Here is an 18978-nt window from a genome sequence, read left to right on the forward strand (position 1 = left end):
CGGATTCCCGTGCGGCGAACCCGCCACGAGGCGGGCCGTCAGCCGGTCAGCCCCGCCACCAGCTCCAGCTGCTCCAGGCGGAGCCGCAGGGTGGGGGTGACCAGGCCGACGACCAGGCCGGTCGCCCCCGCCTCGCGGTAGGCGGCCACCCGCTCGCGCAGCTTGCCGGGCGGCCCGCACATCGTCATCGCGTCGACCAGCGCGTCGGGCAGCGACGACATCGCCTCGCCCTGCCGCCCGGACAGGAACGCCTCCTGCACCGCCTCGGCCTCCTTGCCGAACCCCAGGGTGCGGGCCAGGCGGCTGTAGAAGTTGGTGCGGCGCGAGCCCATGCCCCCCAGGTAGAGGGCGAGCATGGGACGCATCATGTCGTAGGCCAGCTCCTCGTCCTCGTCGACCATGGCCAGGACCATCGGGACCACGTCGAAGCCGTCCAGGCTCCGGCCCGCCCGCTCGGCGCCCCGGCGCAGCTCGGCCATGCGCTCGGCGAGGTGGCCGGGAGGGAAGTGGATGGCCAGCCAGCCGTCGGCCAGCTCACCGGCGAGGGCCGTCACCTTGGGGCCCATGGCGGCGAGGTAGACGGGCAGCCGCTCCTGCACGGGCGACACCGCGAGCGAGAGCTCCTTGCCCTGGCCGCCGGGCAGCGGCAGCGTCATCGTCGGCCCCGAGTGGCTCACCGGCCGCCCGGACAGGGCGAGCCGCAGCACCGACAGGTAGTCGCGTGCCCGCTCCACCGGCCGGTCGAAGGGCTCGCCGTGCCAGCCCTCCACGACCTGGGGGCCGGAGACGCCCACGCCCAGCCGGGCCCGGCCGCCGGACACCTGGTCGATCGTGGCGGCCGTCATCGCCGCGACCACCGGTTTGCGTCCCGACATCTGCAACACACCGGTGCCCAGACCGATCCGCTCGGTACGGCCCGCGATCCAGGCCATCAGGCTCGCCGGGTCGGTGCCGTAGGTCTCGGCGGCCCACACCGAGTCGTATCCCAGCCGCTCGGCCTCGCGGACGAGGGCGAGGTGGTCGGCGGGACCGAGTCCGGCCCCGCCCCAGTAGCTCATGCTGTATCCCAGACGCATCCGATCTCCTCGGTGATGACGGCGGCCAGCCGGTCGGGGGCCTCCTCGGCCAGCCAGTGGGAGGCGTCGAGCTCGCGCAGCGACGGCCGGTGGACGCTCTGCCTGCGCCAGCCGAGCAGCCCGCCCCGGGAGACCGAGCGGTCGCGCGCGCCGTACAGGACGGTCACGGGGACGGGCAGCGGCGGCGCGGGGACGTGCCGGTAGCCGGCGAGCATGCCGAAGTCGGCGCGGAGCGCGGGTTCGAGGATGGGCCTGAGCACCTCGCGTTCGGCGACCTCGGCCGGGACCCCGCCGAGTTCGATCAGCTGCTCCCAGAACAGCCACGACGGCAGGGACGGCAGCCTGCGCAGCAGGAGCGCGACGTCCGGCGCCGCGAAGGAGCCCACCAGCAGCCGTTCGGGCAGGGGCGGGCGCTCCGCGGCCTGTCCCGGGACGAGCGCCGCCTGCGAGCCGGAGCCCGGCGGTCCGGGGTCCGACGGTCCGGGGTCCGGTGGGGATCCGGGGGCCGCCCGTCCGGGGGCCGCCCGTCCGGGATCCGGCGGCGGTCCGGCGGACGCGGACAGCTCGGTCAGGCGGCGGCAGACCAGGTACGCCAGCAGCGCGCCGCTGCAGTAGCCGAACAGCGCGTACGGCGGGCGCGCGGTCGCCAGCAGGTCGCGGGCCAGATCATCGACGAGACCGCCGAGGTCGTCGCGGGGCGGCTCGGCCAGCCTGGCCTGCCTGCCCGGCAGGTTCACCGCCCACACCTCGACCTCGGGCGGGAAGGCGGCGGCGAGCCCGGTGAGCGACGCCGGGCCTCCCCCGGCGTTGGGGAAGGCGTACAGCCGGACGCGGCCCTCGGGCCGATCCCCGGCCGGTACGAACCATGGCGCGGTCAACGGCCCGCTCCTTCCTCTTCCCCGGTCCCCCGGACGGGCGTCCCGGCCTGCCAGGCGGATGTCCCGGTCCCTCCGGGGGGCGGCTCGCTCCGCCCGGTGGGCGTCCCGGCCCGTCCGGCGTGCTCCCCGGCCCGCCCGGTGGGCGTCCCGGCCTGTTCGGTATGTGTCCCGGCCCGCCCGGTGAGCGTCCCGGCGAACGCGGCCAGCCCGGCCGGGGTGGGATGGTCGAAGATCGCGCGCACCCCGATCGGGTGCCCCACGAGCTCCTCCAGCGGGGCGATCAGCCGTACGGCGAGCACCGAGTGCCCCCCGCTGAGGAAGAAGTTGTCGTGCTCACCGAGTCCGGGCCGCCCGAGCGCCTCCCTCCAGAGCCGCAGGACCCCCTCCACCAGCGGCGAGCCCGCAGCGGCGGCGGGCGCCGCCGGGTGCTCCTCCTCGGGCACGGTGAGGCTCCGGTAGTCGATCTTGCCGTTGCCGGTCTCCGGGAAACGGTCGACGAGCACGAACCCCGAGGGGACCGCGTAGTCCGGCAGGCGGGTCCTGGCGTGGCGCCACAGCTCCTCGCGCCAGGCCGCCCGGTCGGCCGGCTCGCGCGCGGGCCGCACGAACGCCGTCATCGTGTCCCCGCGGACGACCACGGCGGCGGCCCCGACCGTCTCGTGGTCGTGCAGGACCGCCTCGACCTCACCCAGCTCGATCCGGTGCCCGCGCAGCTTGACCTGCCGGTCGTCGCGGCCGAGCAGGTCGAGGGTTCCGTCGTGCCGGAGCCTGGCCAGGTCGCCGGTGCGGTAGAAGCGGCCGTGCCGGGGATGCGCGCCGAACCGCTCCGCGGTCAGCTCGGGCCGGTCGACGTATCCCGCGGCGACCCCGTCGCCCGCCACGCACAGCTCCCCGGGGACCCCGGGAGGGGCCTCGCGCCCGTCGGCGTCCCGGACGAAGATCCGGGTGTTGGCGAGCGGCGCGCCGATCGGCACCGGATCGCGCGGAGCCCCGGCGATCTCCGCCGCGGTGGACCAGATGGTCGTCTCGGTGGGTCCGTAGACGTTGAACAGGCGGCAGCCCAGCGCCAGCAGGTCCCTGGCGAGCGCCGCCGGCAGGGGCTCCCCGCCGCACAGCACGGTCCGCCCGGCCAGCTCGCCGCCCGCCTCCGGTACGGCGAGCCGCCACGCCGTCGGCGTGGCCTGCACGACGCGCACGTCCCGCGCCGCGACGAGGTCCAGGAGCCCGCGCGGCCGGAGCCGGTCGGCGTCGGAGGCGATGACCAGGGTGCCGCCGCCGACCAGCGGCAGCAGCAGTTCCAGGGCCGAGATGTCGAAGGAAGGGGTGGTGGACCACAGCACCCGGGCCGCGGCGTCCGGTCCCAGCCGTCCGGCGAAGTCCAGGACGAGGTTGGCCAGGTTGCCGTGGGTCACGGCCACGCCCTTGGGACGCCCGGTGGACCCGGAGGTGTAGATCACGTACGCGAGCGCGTCCCCGGCCGTCGGCGCGGACACGGGCGCGGCGTCCGGCGCGGACACGCGATCGGCGGCTTCGGCGCCGGGGCCTGTCCCGGAACCCGGCGCCGAGCCGGGACCGGGTTCGGAGCCGGGCGGGGGCATCGGACCGGACACGGCCTCCGGACCGGACACGGGGCCGCACGGGACGGCCAGGACGGGGACCTCCCCCGCCCAGGGGACCGCGGCGGGGGCGACGACCAGGCGGGCCCCCGCGTCCCGGACCTGGTAGGCCAGGCGCAGCTCCGGATGGCCCGGATCCAGGGGCAGGTAGGCGGCCCCGGCCGCCCACACGCCGAGCACGGCCGCCACCAGCTCCACCGAGCGTCCGAGGCCGAGCGCCACGATGTCACCGGGCCCGATCCCGCGTGAGAGGAGCGCGTCCCTGACGGCTCCGGCCGCGTCCAGCAGCTCCCCGTAGCGGACCTCCCGGTCGCCGTCGACGACGGCGACGGCGTCCCCCCGGTGGGCGGCGATCCGCTCCGGCAGCGTGGGCGGGCCGCTCCACCGGCGGCCGGTGTCGTTGAGGCGGTCCAGCAGCGCCCTGTCCACGGGGGAGAACGCCTCCAGGGCGCGCTGCGGCAGCTCGGGGTCCTCGGCGGCCTGCCGCAGCAGCGAGGTCATCCGCGCGACGAAGGCGGTGATCTCGGTCTCGTCGTGGACCTCCGTGCTGTGCCACACCCGGACGGTGAGCCGGTCCGGCTCGTGTACGGCGATGCACTGCAGGTCCAGGCGGCTGCGGTCGAAGAGGTCCTCGACGTACTCGGGCACGGAGCCCTGGATGCTCACCCGCTCGTCGGTCCACGGCCGGTAGTTGAACATGTGCCGGAAGAGCGGCACCCGCCAGTCACCGGTGCCGTGCCCGCGCTCGACGAGAACGGTCTCGACGGAGGCGTCCGCGTGCTCCACCCCCTCGAAGAAGGCGTCCTCCACCCTCCTGACCAGGGCCGCGAAACCCTCCTGCGGGTCGGTGCGCACCCGCAGGGGCATCGTGCTGACGCCGTAGCCGACGTGGTCGCGGGTCGCGGCGGTCCTGGTGCTGACCGGCACGCCGACCACCATGTCGGGGCCGGCCCCGTGGCAGCGCAGGGCGAGCAGGAAGGCGCTCGTCAGCACCATGTTGTCGGTGGTGCGCAGCCGGGTCCGCAGTGTGTCCAGTGCCCGCCGGGTCGCCGCGTCCACCTCCCAGGAGCAGGTGTGCCCGGCGAACGTGGGCCGCTCGGGAGAGGGGCGGCTGCCGGGCAGCGGCATGGCGGCCGGGTCCGCGCCCTCCAGCCGGTCGAGCCAGTAGCCGATCGACTCCCGCGACGCCCGGCCCGGCTCCAGCATCGGGGCGGGGCCGGCGAGCCTGGCGGGCAGCGGCGCCTGGCCCGTCTGGGCGTCGTAGAAGGCGCCCAGCTCCTCGACGAGGAACTGCATCGACGTCGCGTCGACCACGATGTGGTGGGCGACCAGGCAGACCACGCTTCCGCCGCCCTCCGGCAGCGTGAAGTGGCCCGCCCGGAACAGCAGGTCCCCGGCGAGGTCGAAGGGCTCGTCCAGGAACGCCTGCAGGTCGGCGACCATCGTCTCCTCCGTCGTCGCCGCGCTCGCCAGCGTGATCCGCGCGTCCTGCGGCGCGGTGAGGTGCCGGACCGGGGCCCCGTCCACCTCGGGGAACCGCAGGCGCAGGGCCGGGTGCCGCCGGAGGAGACGGTTGACGGCGTTCTGCAGCGGGAAGCGGCGCAGCGGCTCGCGGGTCCGGAACGCCACCGCCAGGTTGGAGACGCCGCTCCCGCCCGCCAGTTGCTCCAGCACCCAGAACGAGTACGGCACGGGCCCCGGCGGGCGCGGCGGCTCGGCGGGCTCGGGCAGCCCCGCGAGCCCGCCCGGCTTCCTCACCGGTTCTCCGGGTCCGCCCGCCCGTCCCGCCGGACCTTCGCCCTCACCGGTCCGCCCCGCCGATTCTCCGGCCCCGTCCGTCGTCCCCTCCGGACCTTCGGGCAGGCCGGTCCGCCTGAGCGGTTCTCCGGCGGCCGGCTCCGCCGGGGCGGGGTCGAACCCGCCCGGGACGGACATCCGCTGAAGGGGATGGTCGGGGTCGAGCGCCTCCCAGTCGACCCGGCAGCCGAGCGTCCACAGCCGGGCGAGCGCCGTCATCAGGCCGTGCCGGTCGTCTCCGCAGTCGATCGCCGGCCCGCCCGGTGAGGACGCGGCCGGGCCGAGGACCAGGGTGAACGTCTCCCCCGCCCCGGCGGACCGGGGCGCATCGGTCCCGCCGGTCCCGGACGTTCCGGCCGTCCTCACGGAGCCGGCGACGGCGGCCCCACCGCCGCCCGCCTCGCCGGTCTCCGGCGTTCCGGCCGCCCTCGCGGGTTCGGGGGCGACGGTACCCCCACAGGCCACCAGGGCGACCGCCTCGCCGAATCCCCGTGTCCCGGCGACGGCGGCCGCCGCGATCTCCCCCGCGCCCTCCCCGGCGCCGTCTCCCGAGCAGGCGGCGGGCGTGACGCCCCAGCCGGTCAGGGTGGCCGCCAGTGAGCAGGTCACCGCGAAGGTGACGGGGGCGTCGTCCCGCTTCCCGGCGAGCCATTCGTCGCAGAGGTCGATCCCGTGCCGTTCGAACTCCTCCAGGCAGACGTCCATGGACTCGGTGAACAGCCGTTCCGCCCCGTACAGGGCCGCGCCCAGCCGTCCGGTCCCCCCCGGCGGGAAGACGAACCGCACTCCGGCGCCGTCCCGGGCGGGATCGGAGGCCGTGGCGGCGGTGGCGAGGGCGTGCGCGGCCTCGGCCGCGGTCGAGCAGACGACCGCTCCCCGGAACGGATGCGGCGTGCGGCCCCGCTGGAGCGTGGCGACGGCGTCGGCGAACCGCTCCCCGGGGAGCGACGCGAAGAAGCCGGCCAGGCTTCGCCGTACGGCGTCGGCCTCTTCCACGGTGCGCCCGGACCAGACGACCACGCGGGGTCCGGCGCCGGACGGAGGGTGAACCGGCGGAAGGCCCTCCCCCGCGGTCGGCCGGCCGGTCGCGGGGTCCGTGTCGAGTACGGCGTGCACGGGGTCGCCGTCGAGAAGCGCCTCCCCCAGCCTCCGCAGCGCGACCGCGCGGTCCGCCGGCCCCTGCCCGGCCAGGACGGCGCCCGCCCGGGTGACCGCGATGTCGCACACGCCGGACAGCAGGGCCCGGCACGCGTCCTCCACGCTCTCGTGCAGGGCGAGGACGCCGGGGGGCTGTGACGGGTCGTGCCCGGCGTCGCCCAGCGCGGCCTCGGCGGACGCCGCGGAGAGCGGACCGCACGGCCCCGTGCCGATCACCGCGACCGATCGGCTTCCCGTCACCGGGACGCTCCCGGCCCCCGGCGGATGCGGGCCCGGACGTCCCTTCGGCCGCCGCCGGACGGGCGGGGCCGTGAGGAGTCATCCCCGGCCTGCGCCGGAGCCCCGCCCACCGGAGCCCCGCCCGCCGGGGAGCCGGACGTCGGAGAACCAGGAGCGGAAGAGCCGGGAGCCGGGGAGCCGGACGCGGGGACGCCACCGGCCGGGGTGCCCGAAGCCGGGCTGCCCGGAGCCGGGGCGCCGGCGCGGGCGCTTTCGACGAGGCGGCCGAGCGCCTTCGCGTTGGGCCGGGTGAACATCGCGGTGACCGGAATGTCGATGTCGAACGTGCCGGTGATGTCCGCGTGCAACTCGACCAGGGCCATCGAGTTGAGCCCGGCCTCGAAGAAGTTCTCGTCGGGGTCGAGCGGCCTGCCGAGCCGGCTCTCTATCATCTCGGTGACCCGATCGGCGATCGGAACGGGACGTCCCGGGCGTCCCCGGACGTCCGCGACGCTCCTCGCGCCGCCGTCATGCTGGTCTCCCGGGCCCACCGGCCGACTGCCCTGGATCATCCGCAACCCTTCGTTCGGCGTCGGGCGCACCGCCGCGCGGGCGCTCTGTGCCGATCTTCTTGAAGGATTCAGGACACTACAAGACCGTATTTTTCGGCATTTGTCATCCGGGGACGCGACCGGGACACCGGACCGACGTCATCCGGGGCCATGTCCGGTTCCCGGATCAGCGGTTCCCCGCGGAGAGACCGATACGGATCTCCTCGGCAGTGAGCCTGGCGAAGGCGTGGCCGAGCTCCTCCAGGCGGTTCCGGGGAAGCGCCGCGGCCAGGGCGGGGAGGATCCCCTCCTCCTCGGCGGCGAAGTGACGCGTGACCACGCCGGCGAGGTCGTCGAGCCGCGACTCGAACTCCGCGGCGCCGGGGGCGATGTCCAGCAGGGAGAGAAGCATCTGCTCGGCACGCTGGTGCTCGGCGGTGGCGTGGAGGGCGTGTTCGGCCTCCCGGGGATCCACCCTGGTGATCTCGGGGTAGACGATCTCCTCCTCGCCCCGGTCGTGGGCGACGAGCCTGGCGGCGAGCTCGACGAGCAGGGCGGGGCGGGCCGCCGGTTCCCGGCGGAGCCGGCCGAGGACCGTTCTGATGTCGCGGTGATCCGCGATGATCATGCTGATGACGTCTCGTGCCATGATCCCCTCCTTCGGAGGGGGCTGACTACCCGGGAGAAGGGGGCCTACACCCGCCGCGCGGAGGATTCTTCGCACGGCGGGTCTTCGGGCCGGTCAGGGGAGGTTCGAGACCGCGGATCCGATGGTGTGGACGCGCAGGGCGTTGGTGGAGCCGGGCGATCCGGGAGGCGATCCGGCGACGATGACGACCTTGTCGCCCTTCTCCAGCCGGGCGTGGGCCAGCAGGGCGGCCTCGACCTGGCGGACCATGTCGTCGGTGTGGTGGACGAACGGCACCTCGAACGTCTCGACGCCCCAGGTCAGCGCGAGCTGGTTGCGGACGTGCGGGGAGGAGGTGAAGGCCAGCAGCGGGATCGGCGAGCGGTAGCGGGCCAGGCGGCGGGCGGTCTCGCCGGACATGGTGAAGGCGACCAGGGCCTTGGCGCCGACGATGGCGCCGACCTCGGCGGCGGCGCGGGCGATGGCGCCACCGGTGGTCTCGGGAAGGCGTTCGAGGCTGTGGGTGGCCTTGAGGGCGCGCTTCTCGGCCGCGCAGGCGATGCGGCTCATGGTCTCGACGGCCTGGACCGGGAACTGGCCGACCGAGGTCTCACCGGAGAGCATGACCGCGTCGGTGCCGTCCATGACGGCGTAGGCGACGTCGGACGCCTCGGCGCGGGTGGGCCGCGGAGAGCTGATCATGGAGTCGAGCATCTGGGTGGCGACGATGACCGGGCGGGCCTTCTCGCGGCACAGCTCGATGGCGCGCTGCTGGACGATCGGCACCTCTTCGAGGGGCAGCTCGACGCCGAGGTCGCCGCGGGCGACCATGATGCCGTCGAACGCCTCGACGATCTCGGGGAGCCGCTGGACGGCCTGCGGCTTCTCGATCTTGGCGAGCAGCGGCAGGCGGACGGCCTCCTGCTCCATGATGTTGCGCACCACGTCGGCGTCGGAGGGACGCCGGACGAAGGACAGCGCGATCATGTCGAAGCCGGTGCGCAGCGCCCAGCGCAGGTCGGTCTCGTCCTTGTCGGTGAGCGCGGGGGCGCTGACGTTGACGCCGGGGAGGTTGAGGCCCTTGTTGTCGGAGATCATGCCGCCGGTGACCACGCGGGTGGTGACGCGGGGGCCGTCGACGCGGGTGACCTCGAGGTGGACCCGGCCGTCGTCGACGAGGATGCTGTCGCCGGGACGGACGTCGTTGGGCAGGCCGAGGTAGGTGGTGGAGACCTGGTCCCGATCGCCGGGGACCTCTTCGGTGGTGATGGTGAAGACGTCTCCGAAGCCGAGGCGGATCGGGCCCTCCTCGAACTTGCCGACCCGGATCTTGGGGCCCTGAAGGTCGGCCAGCACGCCTACGCCGCGGCCGAGCTCGGCGGCGGCCTCCCTCACCCTGTCGTAGACCTCTTTGTGCAGCTCGTGGCTGCCGTGGCTGAGGTTGAAACGGGCCACGTCCATGCCGGCGGCGATGAGCTCGCGCAGGCGTTCGGGTGAGGATGTGGCGGGGCCGAGGGTGCAGACGATTTTCGCGCGACGAGTCACGGTTCCCAGCCTAATTGGTACAGACCACTTGGTCGTTACATTGCCCGGAGCAGGCATGAAAAACTCGGTGACCTCAACGCTACCGGCCGGGGGCGGCGATGGCGAACCGGCCTCCCCGTCCCCGCAGGTCACCCGCGGGTCATCCAGGGGTCACCCGTGGGTGAGCCGCCGTCGCGCCGCCGAGGGATCCCCGCGACGCCGCGGCGGCGGAAACTCCGCGCCCCGCCGTACGGACGGCCGTACCGCCGCCCGGCCGTACGCGGGGCGCGCCGTGCGGACGGCGTCAGGGCCTGACGGTGGCGGCCCTGGCGGCGTCGACGATTCCCCTGCCGTAGAAGCCGTTGCGGTCCTTGCCGCCCTCGCACGTCTGGGCGTCGCCGGAGCCCCCGGTCCGGTAGACGAAGCGGCGCGGCGAGGGGCAGGGCCGCTTGGAGGCGGTGGCGTACAGCAGGCGCTGGACGTCGGCGGGCGGCATGGTGAGGCCGCCCTTCCCCGGCTTGCCGAAGCGGCTGATCAGGATGGCGGCGACGCCCGTGGCGTGCGGAGCGGCCATGGAGGTGCCGGCGAGGTACTGGTAGTAGGCGCAGGTGCCGCCGTGGCAGTCGCGGACGACGGAGGACGAGGCGGGCTTGCCGTCGCGGGAGATCAGGCCCTGGGCGCGGAGGGCGTGCTCGGGGGCGGCGGCCAGAATGGTCCTGGTCTGGTCGATGCCGCGGCCGTCGAGCTCGTCGCCGCCGGGCGCGGAGAGGTCGGTCTGCTCGACGCCGTAGTCGGAGTAGTAGGCCTTGCGCTTGCTGGGGCCGAGTGCCGCGACGGAGATGACGCCCTTGGACTCGGCCGGGACGTTCAGGCAGGAGTTGTCGATCCGGCGGGTCCGCTCGGCCTCGGCCGGATAGTCGGGGCTCTCGGTGTCGGTCCTGGGCCTGCCGAGGTCGGTGGACTCGTTGCCGAGGGCGCTGATGAGGGTGACGCCGCGCTTGCGGGCGTAGTCGAGGGCGCGCTGCATGCCGGTGATGACGCCGCGCTGTTCGAGCTGCTCGGCCCTGGAGTCGGCGGGGTTGGCCCGGCAGTTGAACAGCCAGGGGTCGATGTAGTAGCTCATGTTGACCACGTCGATCCCGGCGTCGGCGGCGTAGGTGAGGGCGTCGAGGCTGGGCTTGAGGAAGAACAGGCCGGAGTCCTGGCCGGCGCGCAGGTTGACGACGGTGACCCCCGGGGCGACGCCGGCGACGCCGAGGCCGTTGACGGGCGAGGCGATCGTGCTGGCGACGTGGGTGCCGTGGCCGTCGTCGTCCCAGTCGACGGGGTCCTTGCAGCCGCTGAACTCGCAGGGACCGTCGAGGGTCTCGCCCTTGGAGTCCTTGGGCCGGTCGGTGACGAAGTTGCGGCTGAGCGCGCGGTCGAAGTTGGGGGCGATGTCGGGGTGCTTGCCGTCGATGCCGGTGTCGATGACGCCGACGAGCACCTTCCTGTCGCCCGGGGCGGTGGCGTACGAGCCGGTGGCGGTGGCGCCGATCATCTTCATGTCCCACTGCCGGGAGGCCAGCGGCTCGGCGGCCGGGGCGGCCCGGCCGGCGCGTGAGGCGGCCTGCCCCGTACGGGAGGCGGCCCGGCCCGCGCGGGGGGCGGCCGGGGCGGCGAGGGAGGGCGGCGGGGCCGCGGCGTGACCGGCGCCCGGGAGCCGGGGGGCGCGGGGGCCGGCGGCCGCGGGGGCGGAGTGGCCGGCCGGGAGGGCCGGGGCGGACGACGCGAAGCCGATGGCGCGGTCGGAGGAGACGCCCGTGACGGCGCCGCCGGCGGCCAGGCGCTCGACGAAGCGGTCGCCGGGGCCCCGGGCGACGACGTAGCCGAGCCTGGGCTCGGTGGCGGTCGCGGTGCCGCCGGCCGCGCCGATCGCGGCGACCGCCCGGTCGTGCCCGCCGCCGGGGTAGAAGACGAGGTAGTCGCGGAGCGGGCCGGTCCCGGCCGACGCGCCGCCGGCCTGTGCCCCCACCGTGAGGGTGCCCGTCAGAGCGGCCACCGCCGTCATGACCACCAGGTGTCTGCTCCAGCGACTCATCCGATCCCCTCCACGGCTGTCCGGACCAAGGGGCCATCCTTCCCGGTATTCGACCACTCAGGCAACGCGGGCGTCGTTCCGGTGGCTCTTTTCGGTATGGCGACGGCTCTCTCCGGTACGGCGGGTCTCTCCGGCACGACCTGGTACGGACCCGGTACGGCGGGGCGCCGGGACGCGGGGCGGCGCCCTACGGCACGGCGGGCCGGAGGGCCCGGATCCGGGCGGGTCCGTCCGGAGGCGCGGAGGTAGGGTCCCGGAAGAACCTGACCCAGGAGGCGACATGGACATCGTGAACCCCGCCGTCAACGACTACGTGCTGGCCCACTCCAGCCCGGCCGACGACGTGCTGCGGGATCTGGCGGACGAGACGCGGAAGGCGTTCTCCGACGTCACGAGCATGCAGATCACGCAGGACGAGGGCGCGTTCCTGACCATGCTGGTCCGGCTGACCGGAGCGCGGCGGGCCGTGGAGGTCGGGGTGTTCACCGGGTACTCGTCGATCTGCATCGCCCGCGGGCTGCCCGCGGACGGGCGGCTGCTGGCCTGCGACGTCAGCGAGGAGTGGACCTCGGTGGCCCGGCGCTACTGGGAGCGGGCGGGCGTGGCGGACCGGATCGACCTGCGGATCGCCCCGGCTCTGGAGACGCTCAGGGCGCTGCCGGCCGACCCGGAGATCGATTTCGCGTTCATCGACGCCGACAAGGTGAGCTACCCCTCCTACTACGAGGAGCTGGTGACCCGGCTGCGTCCGGGTGGCCTGATCGTGCTGGACAACGTGCTGCGCTCCGGCCGGGTGCTGGACGACTCCTTCCAGGAGGAGGCGGACGTCGTGATGCGCCGGATGAACGACATCGTGGTGGCCGACGACCGCGTCGAGTCGGTGATGCTGCCGATGCGCGACGGCGTGACGCTCGCCCGGCGACGCTGAGCGCGACCCGGGCCGGACACGGCTCGCGCTGGACCCGGCTCGGGCCCGACACGGCTCGGACCGACCCCGGCGACGCTGAGCGCGGCCCGGGCCGAGGGCGACCCGGGCCGGGCACGGCTCCGCGCGGCGCCGGGGTCCCCGGCGCCGCGCGGGACGTCAGACCAGCGGGCGGGCGGTCGGCGGGATCGCCCTGGGCAGCGCCGTGTCGCCGACGAGGTAGCGGTCGACGGCGGAGGCGGCCGAGCGGCCCTCCGCGATCGCCCACACGATCAGCGACTGGCCGCGGCCCATGTCACCGGCGACGAACACGCCGTCCACCCCGGACATGTAGGAGGCGTCGCGGGCGACGTTGCCGCGGGCGTCGAAGAAGCCCTCGCCGCCGTCCTCGGCCAGGTCGGACAGCAGGGACCCCTTCTCCGGGCCGAGGAAGCCCATGGCCAGCGTGACGAGCTGGGCCGGGATCTCCCGCTCGGTGCCGGGGATCGGCGCGAAGCCGTTCGCCGGGCCCTCGACGTCGACCAGGCGCAGCGCCCTGATGTTGCCGTCCGCGTCGCCGACGAACTCGGTGGTGGAGGCGGCGTAGACGCGGTCGCCGCCGCCCTCGGCGAGTTCCTCGTGGGCGCTCTCCATCTTGAACAGGATGGGGAAGGTCGGCCACGGCTGGCTGCCGGGGCGCTCCGCCGGGGGCCTGGGCATGATCTCCAGCTGGGTGACCGACGCGGCGCCCTGGCGGATCGCGGTGCCGATGCAGTCGGCGCCGGTGTCGCCGCCGCCGATCACGACGACGTGCTTGCCGGCGGCGTCGATCGCCGGGGCCGGGTGGTCGCCCTCCTGGACCCGGTTGGCCCCGGGGAGATACTCCATCGCCTGGTGGACGCCGCCCAGGTCGCGGCCGGCGACCGGCAGGTCGCGCCACTGGGTGGCGCCGCCGGCCAGGACGACGGCGTCGAACTCCTCGCGCAGCTGCGCCGCGGTGACGTCGACGCCGACGTTCACGCCGGTGCGGAACTCGGTGCCCTCGGCCCGCATCTGCTCCAGGCGGCGTTCGATGTGGCGCTTCTCCATCTTGAACTCGGGGATGCCGTAGCGCAGCAGGCCGCCGATCCGGTCGGCGCGCTCGAAGACCACGACGTCGTGCCCTGCCCGGGTGAGCTGCTGGGCGGCGGCCAGGCCGGCGGGGCCGGAGCCGACGACCGCGACCTTCTTACCGGTCCGGACGGCCGGCGGCGCGGGGGCGACCCAGCCCTCGGCGAAGGCGCGGTCGATGATCTCGACCTCGACCCGCTTGATGGCGACGGGGTCAGAGTTGATGCCGAGCACGCACGCGGCCTCGCACGGGGCGGGGCACAGGCGGCCGGTGAACTCGGGGAAGTTGTTGGTCGCGTGCAGCCGTTCGGCGGCCTCCCGCCAGTCGTCGCGGTAGACCAGGTCGTTCCACTCGGGGATGAGGTTGCCCAGCGGGCAGCCGTTGTGGCAGAACGGGATGCCGCAGTCCATGCAGCGTGAGGCCTGCCTGGTCAGCGCGGGCCGCGGGAAGTCCTGGTAGACCTCCTTCCAGTCGCGGATGCGCACGTCCACCGGGCGGCGGGCCGGCAGCTCGCGCCCGTGCGTGAGGAAACCCTTCGGGTCGGCCATCGGTTACGCCCCCTATCCCTGTACGGCGGCCGCCATGACGGCCTCGTCGATGTCCCGTCCTTCGAGCCGCGCGTTCTCGGCGGCCGTCAGGACCCGCTTGTAGTCCGTCGGCATGATCTTGCTGAACCGGCCGGGATCCCAGTCGGCGAGCAGGGCCCTGGCGACCGTGGAGCCGGTCTCGGCCAGGTGCCGCTCCAGGAGCCCGCGCAGCTCCTCGGCGTCGGCGTCGCCGAGGGTCTCGATCTCCACCATCTCCCGGTTGACGCGGGCGGCGTCGAGGTCGAGCAGGTAGGCGACGCCGCCGGACATGCCGGCCGCGAAGTTGCGGCCGGTGGGCCCGAGGACGACGACCCGGCCGCCGGTCATGTACTCGCAGCCGTGGTCGCCGACGCCCTCGACGACCGCGGTGGCGCCGGAGTTGCGGACGCAGAACCGTTCGCCGGCCACGCCGCGGACGAACATCTCGCCGGAGGTCGCGCCGTACAGGGCGACGTTGCCGGCGATGATGTGGCCCTCCAGCGGGGCCTCCTCGTGCGGCCGCAGCGTGACGCGGCCGCCGGACAGGCCCTTGCCGGCGTAGTCGTTGGTGTCGCCGGTGAGGCGCAGCGTGACGCCGCGGGGCAGGAAGGCCCCGAAGGAGTTGCCCGCCGAGCCGGTGAAGCGGATGTCGATGGTGTCGTCGGGCAGGCCGGCGCCGCCGTACCGCTTCGTCACCTCGTGGCCGAGCATGGTGCCGACCGTACGGTTGACGTTGCGGATGGGCAGTTCCAGCGTGACGGGGCGGCCGTCGTTCAGGGCGCCCTCGGCGAGCTGGATCAGGGTGTTGTCCAGGGCCGCGGCGAGCCCGTGGTCCTGCTCTCGGACGCGGCGCACCGCGGTTCCGGCGGGCAGCTCCGGCAGGTGCAGGATCGGCGACAGGTCCAGGCCCGCGGCCTTCCAGTGGTTCTCCGCCGAGGCGGTGTCCAGCAGCTCGGCGTGGCCGATGGCCTCCTCCAGGCTGCGGAAGCCCAGGGCGGCGAGGTACTCGCGGATCTCCTCGGCGATGAACTCGAAGAAGTTGACCACGAACTCGGGCCGGCCCGAGAAGCGCTTGCGCAGCTCGGGGTTCTGGGTGGCGACGCCGACCGGGCAGGTGTCGAGGTGGCAGACGCGCATCATCACGCAGCCGGAGACGACCAGCGGGGCGGTGGCGAAGCCGTACTCCTCGGCGCCGAGCAGCGCGGCGATGACCACGTCGCGGCCGGTCTTGAGCTGGCCGTCGACCTGGACGACGATGCGGTCGCGCAGGCCGTTGAGCAGCAGCGTCTGCTGGGTCTCGGCCAGGCCGAGCTCCCAGGGGGCGCCGGCGTGCTTGAGCGAGGTCAGCGGGGAGGCGCCGGTGCCGCCGTCGTGGCCGGAGATCAGCACGACGTCGGCGTGGGCCTTGGACACGCCCGCCGCGACCGTGCCGACGCCGACCTCGGCGACGAGCTTGACGTGCACGCGCGCCGCGGGGTTGGCGTTCTTCAGGTCGTGGATGAGCTGGGCGAGGTCCTCGATGGAGTAGATGTCGTGGTGCGGCGGCGGCGAGATGAGGCCGACGCCGGGGGTGGAGTGCCGGGTCTTGGCGATCCACGGGTAGACCTTGTGGCCGGGGAGCTGGCCGCCCTCGCCGGGCTTGGCGCCCTGGGCCATCTTGATCTGGATGTCGTCGGCGTTGACGAGGTACTCCGACGTCACGCCGAACCGGCCGGAGGCGACCTGCTTGATCGCCGAGCGGCGCTCGGGGTCGCGCAGCCGCTCGGGGTCCTCGCCGCCCTCTCCGGTGTTGGACTTGCCGCCCAGGCGGTTCATCGCGATGGCGAGGGTCTCGTGGGCCTCCATCGAGATGGAGCCGTAGGACATGGCGCCGGTGGAGAACCTCTTGACGATCTCGGAGGCCGGCTCGACCTCGTCGATCGGGATCGGCTCGCGGACGCCCTCGCGGAGCCGGAACAGGCCGCGCAGCGTCATGAGCCTCTCGGCCTGGGAGTCCACCAGGGAGGTGTACTCCTTGAAGATCTCGTAGCGGCGCGAGCGGGTGGCGTGCTGCAGCTTGAAGACGGTCTCGGGGTTGAACAGGTGCGGCTCGCCCTCGCGGCGCCACTGGTACTCACCGCCGACCTCCAGGCGGCGGTGGGCGTTGTCCACGCGCGGGTGGGCGCGGCGGTGGCGGCGCGCGACCTCCTCGGCGAGGACGTCGAAGCCGACGCCGCCCAGGCGGGAGGTGGTCCCGGCGAAGCAGGTGTCGATGACCTCGGCGCCGAGGCCGAGGGCCTCGAAGATCTGCGCGCCGGTGTAGGAGGCGACGGTGGACACGCCCATCTTGGACATGACCTTCAGGACGCCCTTGCCGTACGCCTTGATGAGGTTGCGCACGGCCTTGGCGGGGTCGCCGGCGAGTGCGCCGGTGGCGACCATGTCCTCGACGGTCTCGATGGCGAGGTACGGGTTGACCGCGCCGGCGCCGTAGCCGATGAGCAGCGCCATGTGGTGGGCCTCGCGGGCCTCGCCGGTCTCGATGACCAGCCCGACCCGGGTGCGGGTCTTCTCGGCGATGAGGTGGTGGTGGACCGCGCCGGTGAGCAGCAGCGACGGGATCGGCGCGAGGGTCTCGGTGGAGCCGCGGTCGGACAGCACGATGACGCGGGCGCCGCCCTCGATCGCCGCGGAGACCTCGGCGCGGATCTCGTCCAGGCGGCGCAGCAGCGCCTCTCCCCCGCCGGCGACCTCGTACAGGCCGGAGACGACGTGCGGGTGGAAGCCGGGCAGCGCGCCCTCGTCGTTGATGTGGATGATCTTCGCGAGCTCGTCGTTGTCGATCACCGGGTACGGCAGGACGAGCTGGCGGCAGGAGGCCGGTCCCGGCTCCAGCAGGTTGCCCTCGGGGCCGAGGGTGCTGGACAGGGAGGTGACGAGCTCCTCGCGGATGGCGTCCAGCGGCGGGTTGGTGACCTGCGCGAACAGCTGGCTGAAGTAGTCGAACAGCAGCCGGGGCCTCTCGCTGAGCACCGCGACCGGGGTGTCGGTGCCCATCGAGCCGATCGGCTCGATGCCGGCCCTGGCCATCGGGGCCAGGATGATCCGCAGCTCCTCCTCGGTGTAGCCGAAGGTCTGCTGGCGCCTGACCAGCGCGCCGTGGCTGGGGATCTCGCGGGAGCGGGCGGGCAGCTCCTCGAAGCGGACCAGCCCGGCGTGCAGCCACTCGGCGTAGGGCAGCTCGGCGGCCAGCTCGGCCTTGATCTCGCCGTCCTCGATGATCTTGCCGCGGGCGGTGTCGACGAGGAACATCCGGCCGGGCTGCAGACGGCCCTTGCGGACGACGTCCTGCGGCGGGATGTCGAGCACGCCGGCCTCGGAGGCGAGTACGACGAGGCCGTCGGTGGTGACCCAGAACCGGCCGGGGCGCAGGCCGTTGCGGTCGAGGACCGCGCCGACCAGCGTGCCGTCGGAGAAGGTGATCGAGGCGGGGCCGTCCCACGCCTCCATGAGGGTGGAGTGGAACTCGTAGAAGGCCCGCCGCGCGGGGTCCATCTCGGTGTGGTTCTCCCACGCCTCGGGGATCATCATCAGCACCGCGTGCGGCAGCGGGCGCCCGGCGAGGTGGAGCAGCTCCAGCGTCTCGTCGAAGGAGGCGGTGTCGGAGCCGGCGGGGTCGCAGATCGGGAAGAGCCGCGACAGGTCGCCGGGGAGCGCGGAGGTCTCCAGCATGGCCTCGCGGGCCCGCATCCAGTTGCGGTTGCCCCGGACCGTGTTGATCTCGCCGTTGTGGGCGACGTAGCGGTAGGGGTGGGCCAGCGGCCACGAGGGGAAGGTGTTGGTCGAGAAGCGCGAGTGGACCAGCGAGATCGCGGTCTCGTAGCGCTCGTCGGTCAGGTCGGGGAAGAACAGCTCGACCTGGCCAGGGGTGAGCATGCCCTTGTAGACGATCGTCCGGGAGCTCAGCGAGGGGAAGTAGACGTCCGCCTCGTGCTCGGCCCGCTTGCGCAGGCAGAAGGCGAGCCGGTCCAGCTCCAGGCCCCGCTCCCCGTTCGGGGAGGCGACGAAGAGCTGCCGGAAGCACGGCATCACCGCGCGGGCGCTGGGGCCGGGCAGCGACGGGTCGGTCGGCACGTCGCGCCAGCCGAGGACGGTCAGCCCCTCCTCCGCGGCGATCTCCTCGATCAGCCGCACGGCGGCGTCGCGGGCCTCGGAACCGGCGGGCAGGAAGGCGGTGCCGGCGGCGTAGGAGCCCGCCTCGGGGAGCGGGAAACCGGTCACGGCGCGCAGGAACGCGTCAGGGATCTGGGTGAGGATCCCGGCTCCGTCGCCGGTGTCCGGCTCACTCCCCTGGGCCCCGCGGTGGTCGAGGTTGCACAGGGCGGTCAGAGCCTTGACGACGATGTCGTGGCTGCGGCGCCCGGCCACGTCGGCGACCATGGCGACCCCGCAGGCGTCGTGCTCGTGCTCGGGGTGATACAGGCCCTGGGGCTCGGGGAAGCCGAAGTGGGCAGCAGGCATTGAATCCCTCCCGTCGTCTCACTGCTCTGGATCAAGCAAGGGACGACGTTGGCCCTGCTGCGTAGTGTTTCGACATTACAGTACCCCGTCCAAAACACGACCATCCTGTCCACATAGTGACCATTTGACAGATGTTTTACGATTTACCCCCCTTTCTGGTGACTCTGCGCACCGGTGGGCGGTGACGGACGGGTGGCGCGCGGGTTACGGCCCGGCACCCGAAACGACGCCGGTCGTCCGTTTCCCGGATCCGCCGCCGGCCCGGGGACGGCCGGTCGCCCGTCACGGAACCGCCCTGGTTCTCCGGGGTCCCGCGGCCGGCCACCCGTCACGGACGCCACCGGAGGACCGGACCGATCCGCCCGGTCCC

The 18978-nt window shown here is 74.0% G+C and carries 10 protein-coding genes; 1 reads left to right on the forward strand and 9 read right to left on the reverse strand.

Annotated features, from left to right (window positions below):
* Nucleotides 1-38 precede the first annotated feature (38 nt).
* The 7 genes from ACZ6W9_RS05665 to ACZ6W9_RS05695 all read right to left on the reverse strand — a co-directional run bounded on the left by ACZ6W9_RS05665 (nt 39) and on the right by ACZ6W9_RS05695 (nt 11527).
* Nucleotides 39-1076 carry an LLM class F420-dependent oxidoreductase gene (locus tag ACZ6W9_RS05665; protein WP_389954529.1) on the reverse strand — a complete coding sequence of 346 codons (1038 nt, stop codon included), beginning with the start codon at nt 1074-1076 and terminating at the stop codon, nt 39-41.
* Nucleotides 1055-1954, reverse strand: coding sequence for a thioesterase II family protein (locus ACZ6W9_RS05670; RefSeq protein WP_470116787.1), 900 nt, complete (start codon nt 1952-1954; stop codon nt 1055-1057). Before ACZ6W9_RS05670 ends, ACZ6W9_RS05665 begins: the two co-directional genes overlap by 22 nt.
* Nucleotides 1951-6765, reverse strand: a complete 4815-nt coding sequence (locus ACZ6W9_RS05675; protein WP_470116788.1) for an amino acid adenylation domain-containing protein — start codon at nt 6763-6765, stop codon at nt 1951-1953. The genes ACZ6W9_RS05670 and ACZ6W9_RS05675 overlap by 4 nt, the downstream gene beginning before the upstream one ends.
* Nucleotides 6762-7316 carry an acyl carrier protein gene (locus tag ACZ6W9_RS05680; RefSeq protein ID WP_470116789.1) on the reverse strand — a complete coding sequence of 185 codons (555 nt, stop codon included), beginning with the start codon at nt 7314-7316 and terminating at the stop codon, nt 6762-6764. Before ACZ6W9_RS05680 ends, ACZ6W9_RS05675 begins: the two co-directional genes overlap by 4 nt.
* Before the next feature lie 166 nt (nt 7317-7482).
* The gene (locus tag ACZ6W9_RS05685) at nt 7483-7944 is read right to left on the reverse strand and encodes a hemerythrin domain-containing protein (protein ID WP_389954540.1); all 462 of its coding nucleotides are present in this window, start codon (nt 7942-7944) and stop codon (nt 7483-7485) included.
* Nucleotides 7945-8037: 93 nt separating this feature from the next.
* Entirely contained in the window at nt 8038-9468 is a 1431-nt protein-coding gene (pyk, locus tag ACZ6W9_RS05690; protein WP_362943494.1) for a pyruvate kinase, read from the reverse strand.
* Nucleotides 9469-9751: 283 nt separating this feature from the next.
* A complete protein-coding gene (locus ACZ6W9_RS05695; protein ID WP_389954543.1) occupies nt 9752-11527 on the reverse strand; it encodes a S8 family peptidase in 1776 nt (591 codons plus the stop codon).
* A 280-nt stretch (nt 11528-11807) separates the two neighbouring features.
* On the opposite strand from ACZ6W9_RS05695, the gene ACZ6W9_RS05700 reads away from it, so the two are divergent.
* Entirely contained in the window at nt 11808-12455 is a 648-nt protein-coding gene (locus ACZ6W9_RS05700; RefSeq protein WP_389954546.1) for an O-methyltransferase, read from the forward strand.
* 156 nt (nt 12456-12611) lie between these two features.
* On the opposite strand, the gene ACZ6W9_RS05705 is transcribed toward ACZ6W9_RS05700, so the two are convergent.
* Both ACZ6W9_RS05705 and gltB read right to left on the reverse strand, forming a co-directional pair.
* Nucleotides 12612-14090, reverse strand: a complete 1479-nt coding sequence (locus tag ACZ6W9_RS05705; RefSeq protein WP_389954548.1) for a glutamate synthase subunit beta — start codon at nt 14088-14090, stop codon at nt 12612-12614.
* 12 nt (nt 14091-14102) lie between these two features.
* A complete protein-coding gene (gene gltB, locus ACZ6W9_RS05710; RefSeq protein ID WP_470116790.1) occupies nt 14103-18608 on the reverse strand; it encodes a glutamate synthase large subunit in 4506 nt (1501 codons plus the stop codon).
* Between the last annotated feature and the right edge of the window lie 370 nt (nt 18609-18978).

This window comes from Streptosporangium sp. NPDC053982, from assembly GCF_055585205.1.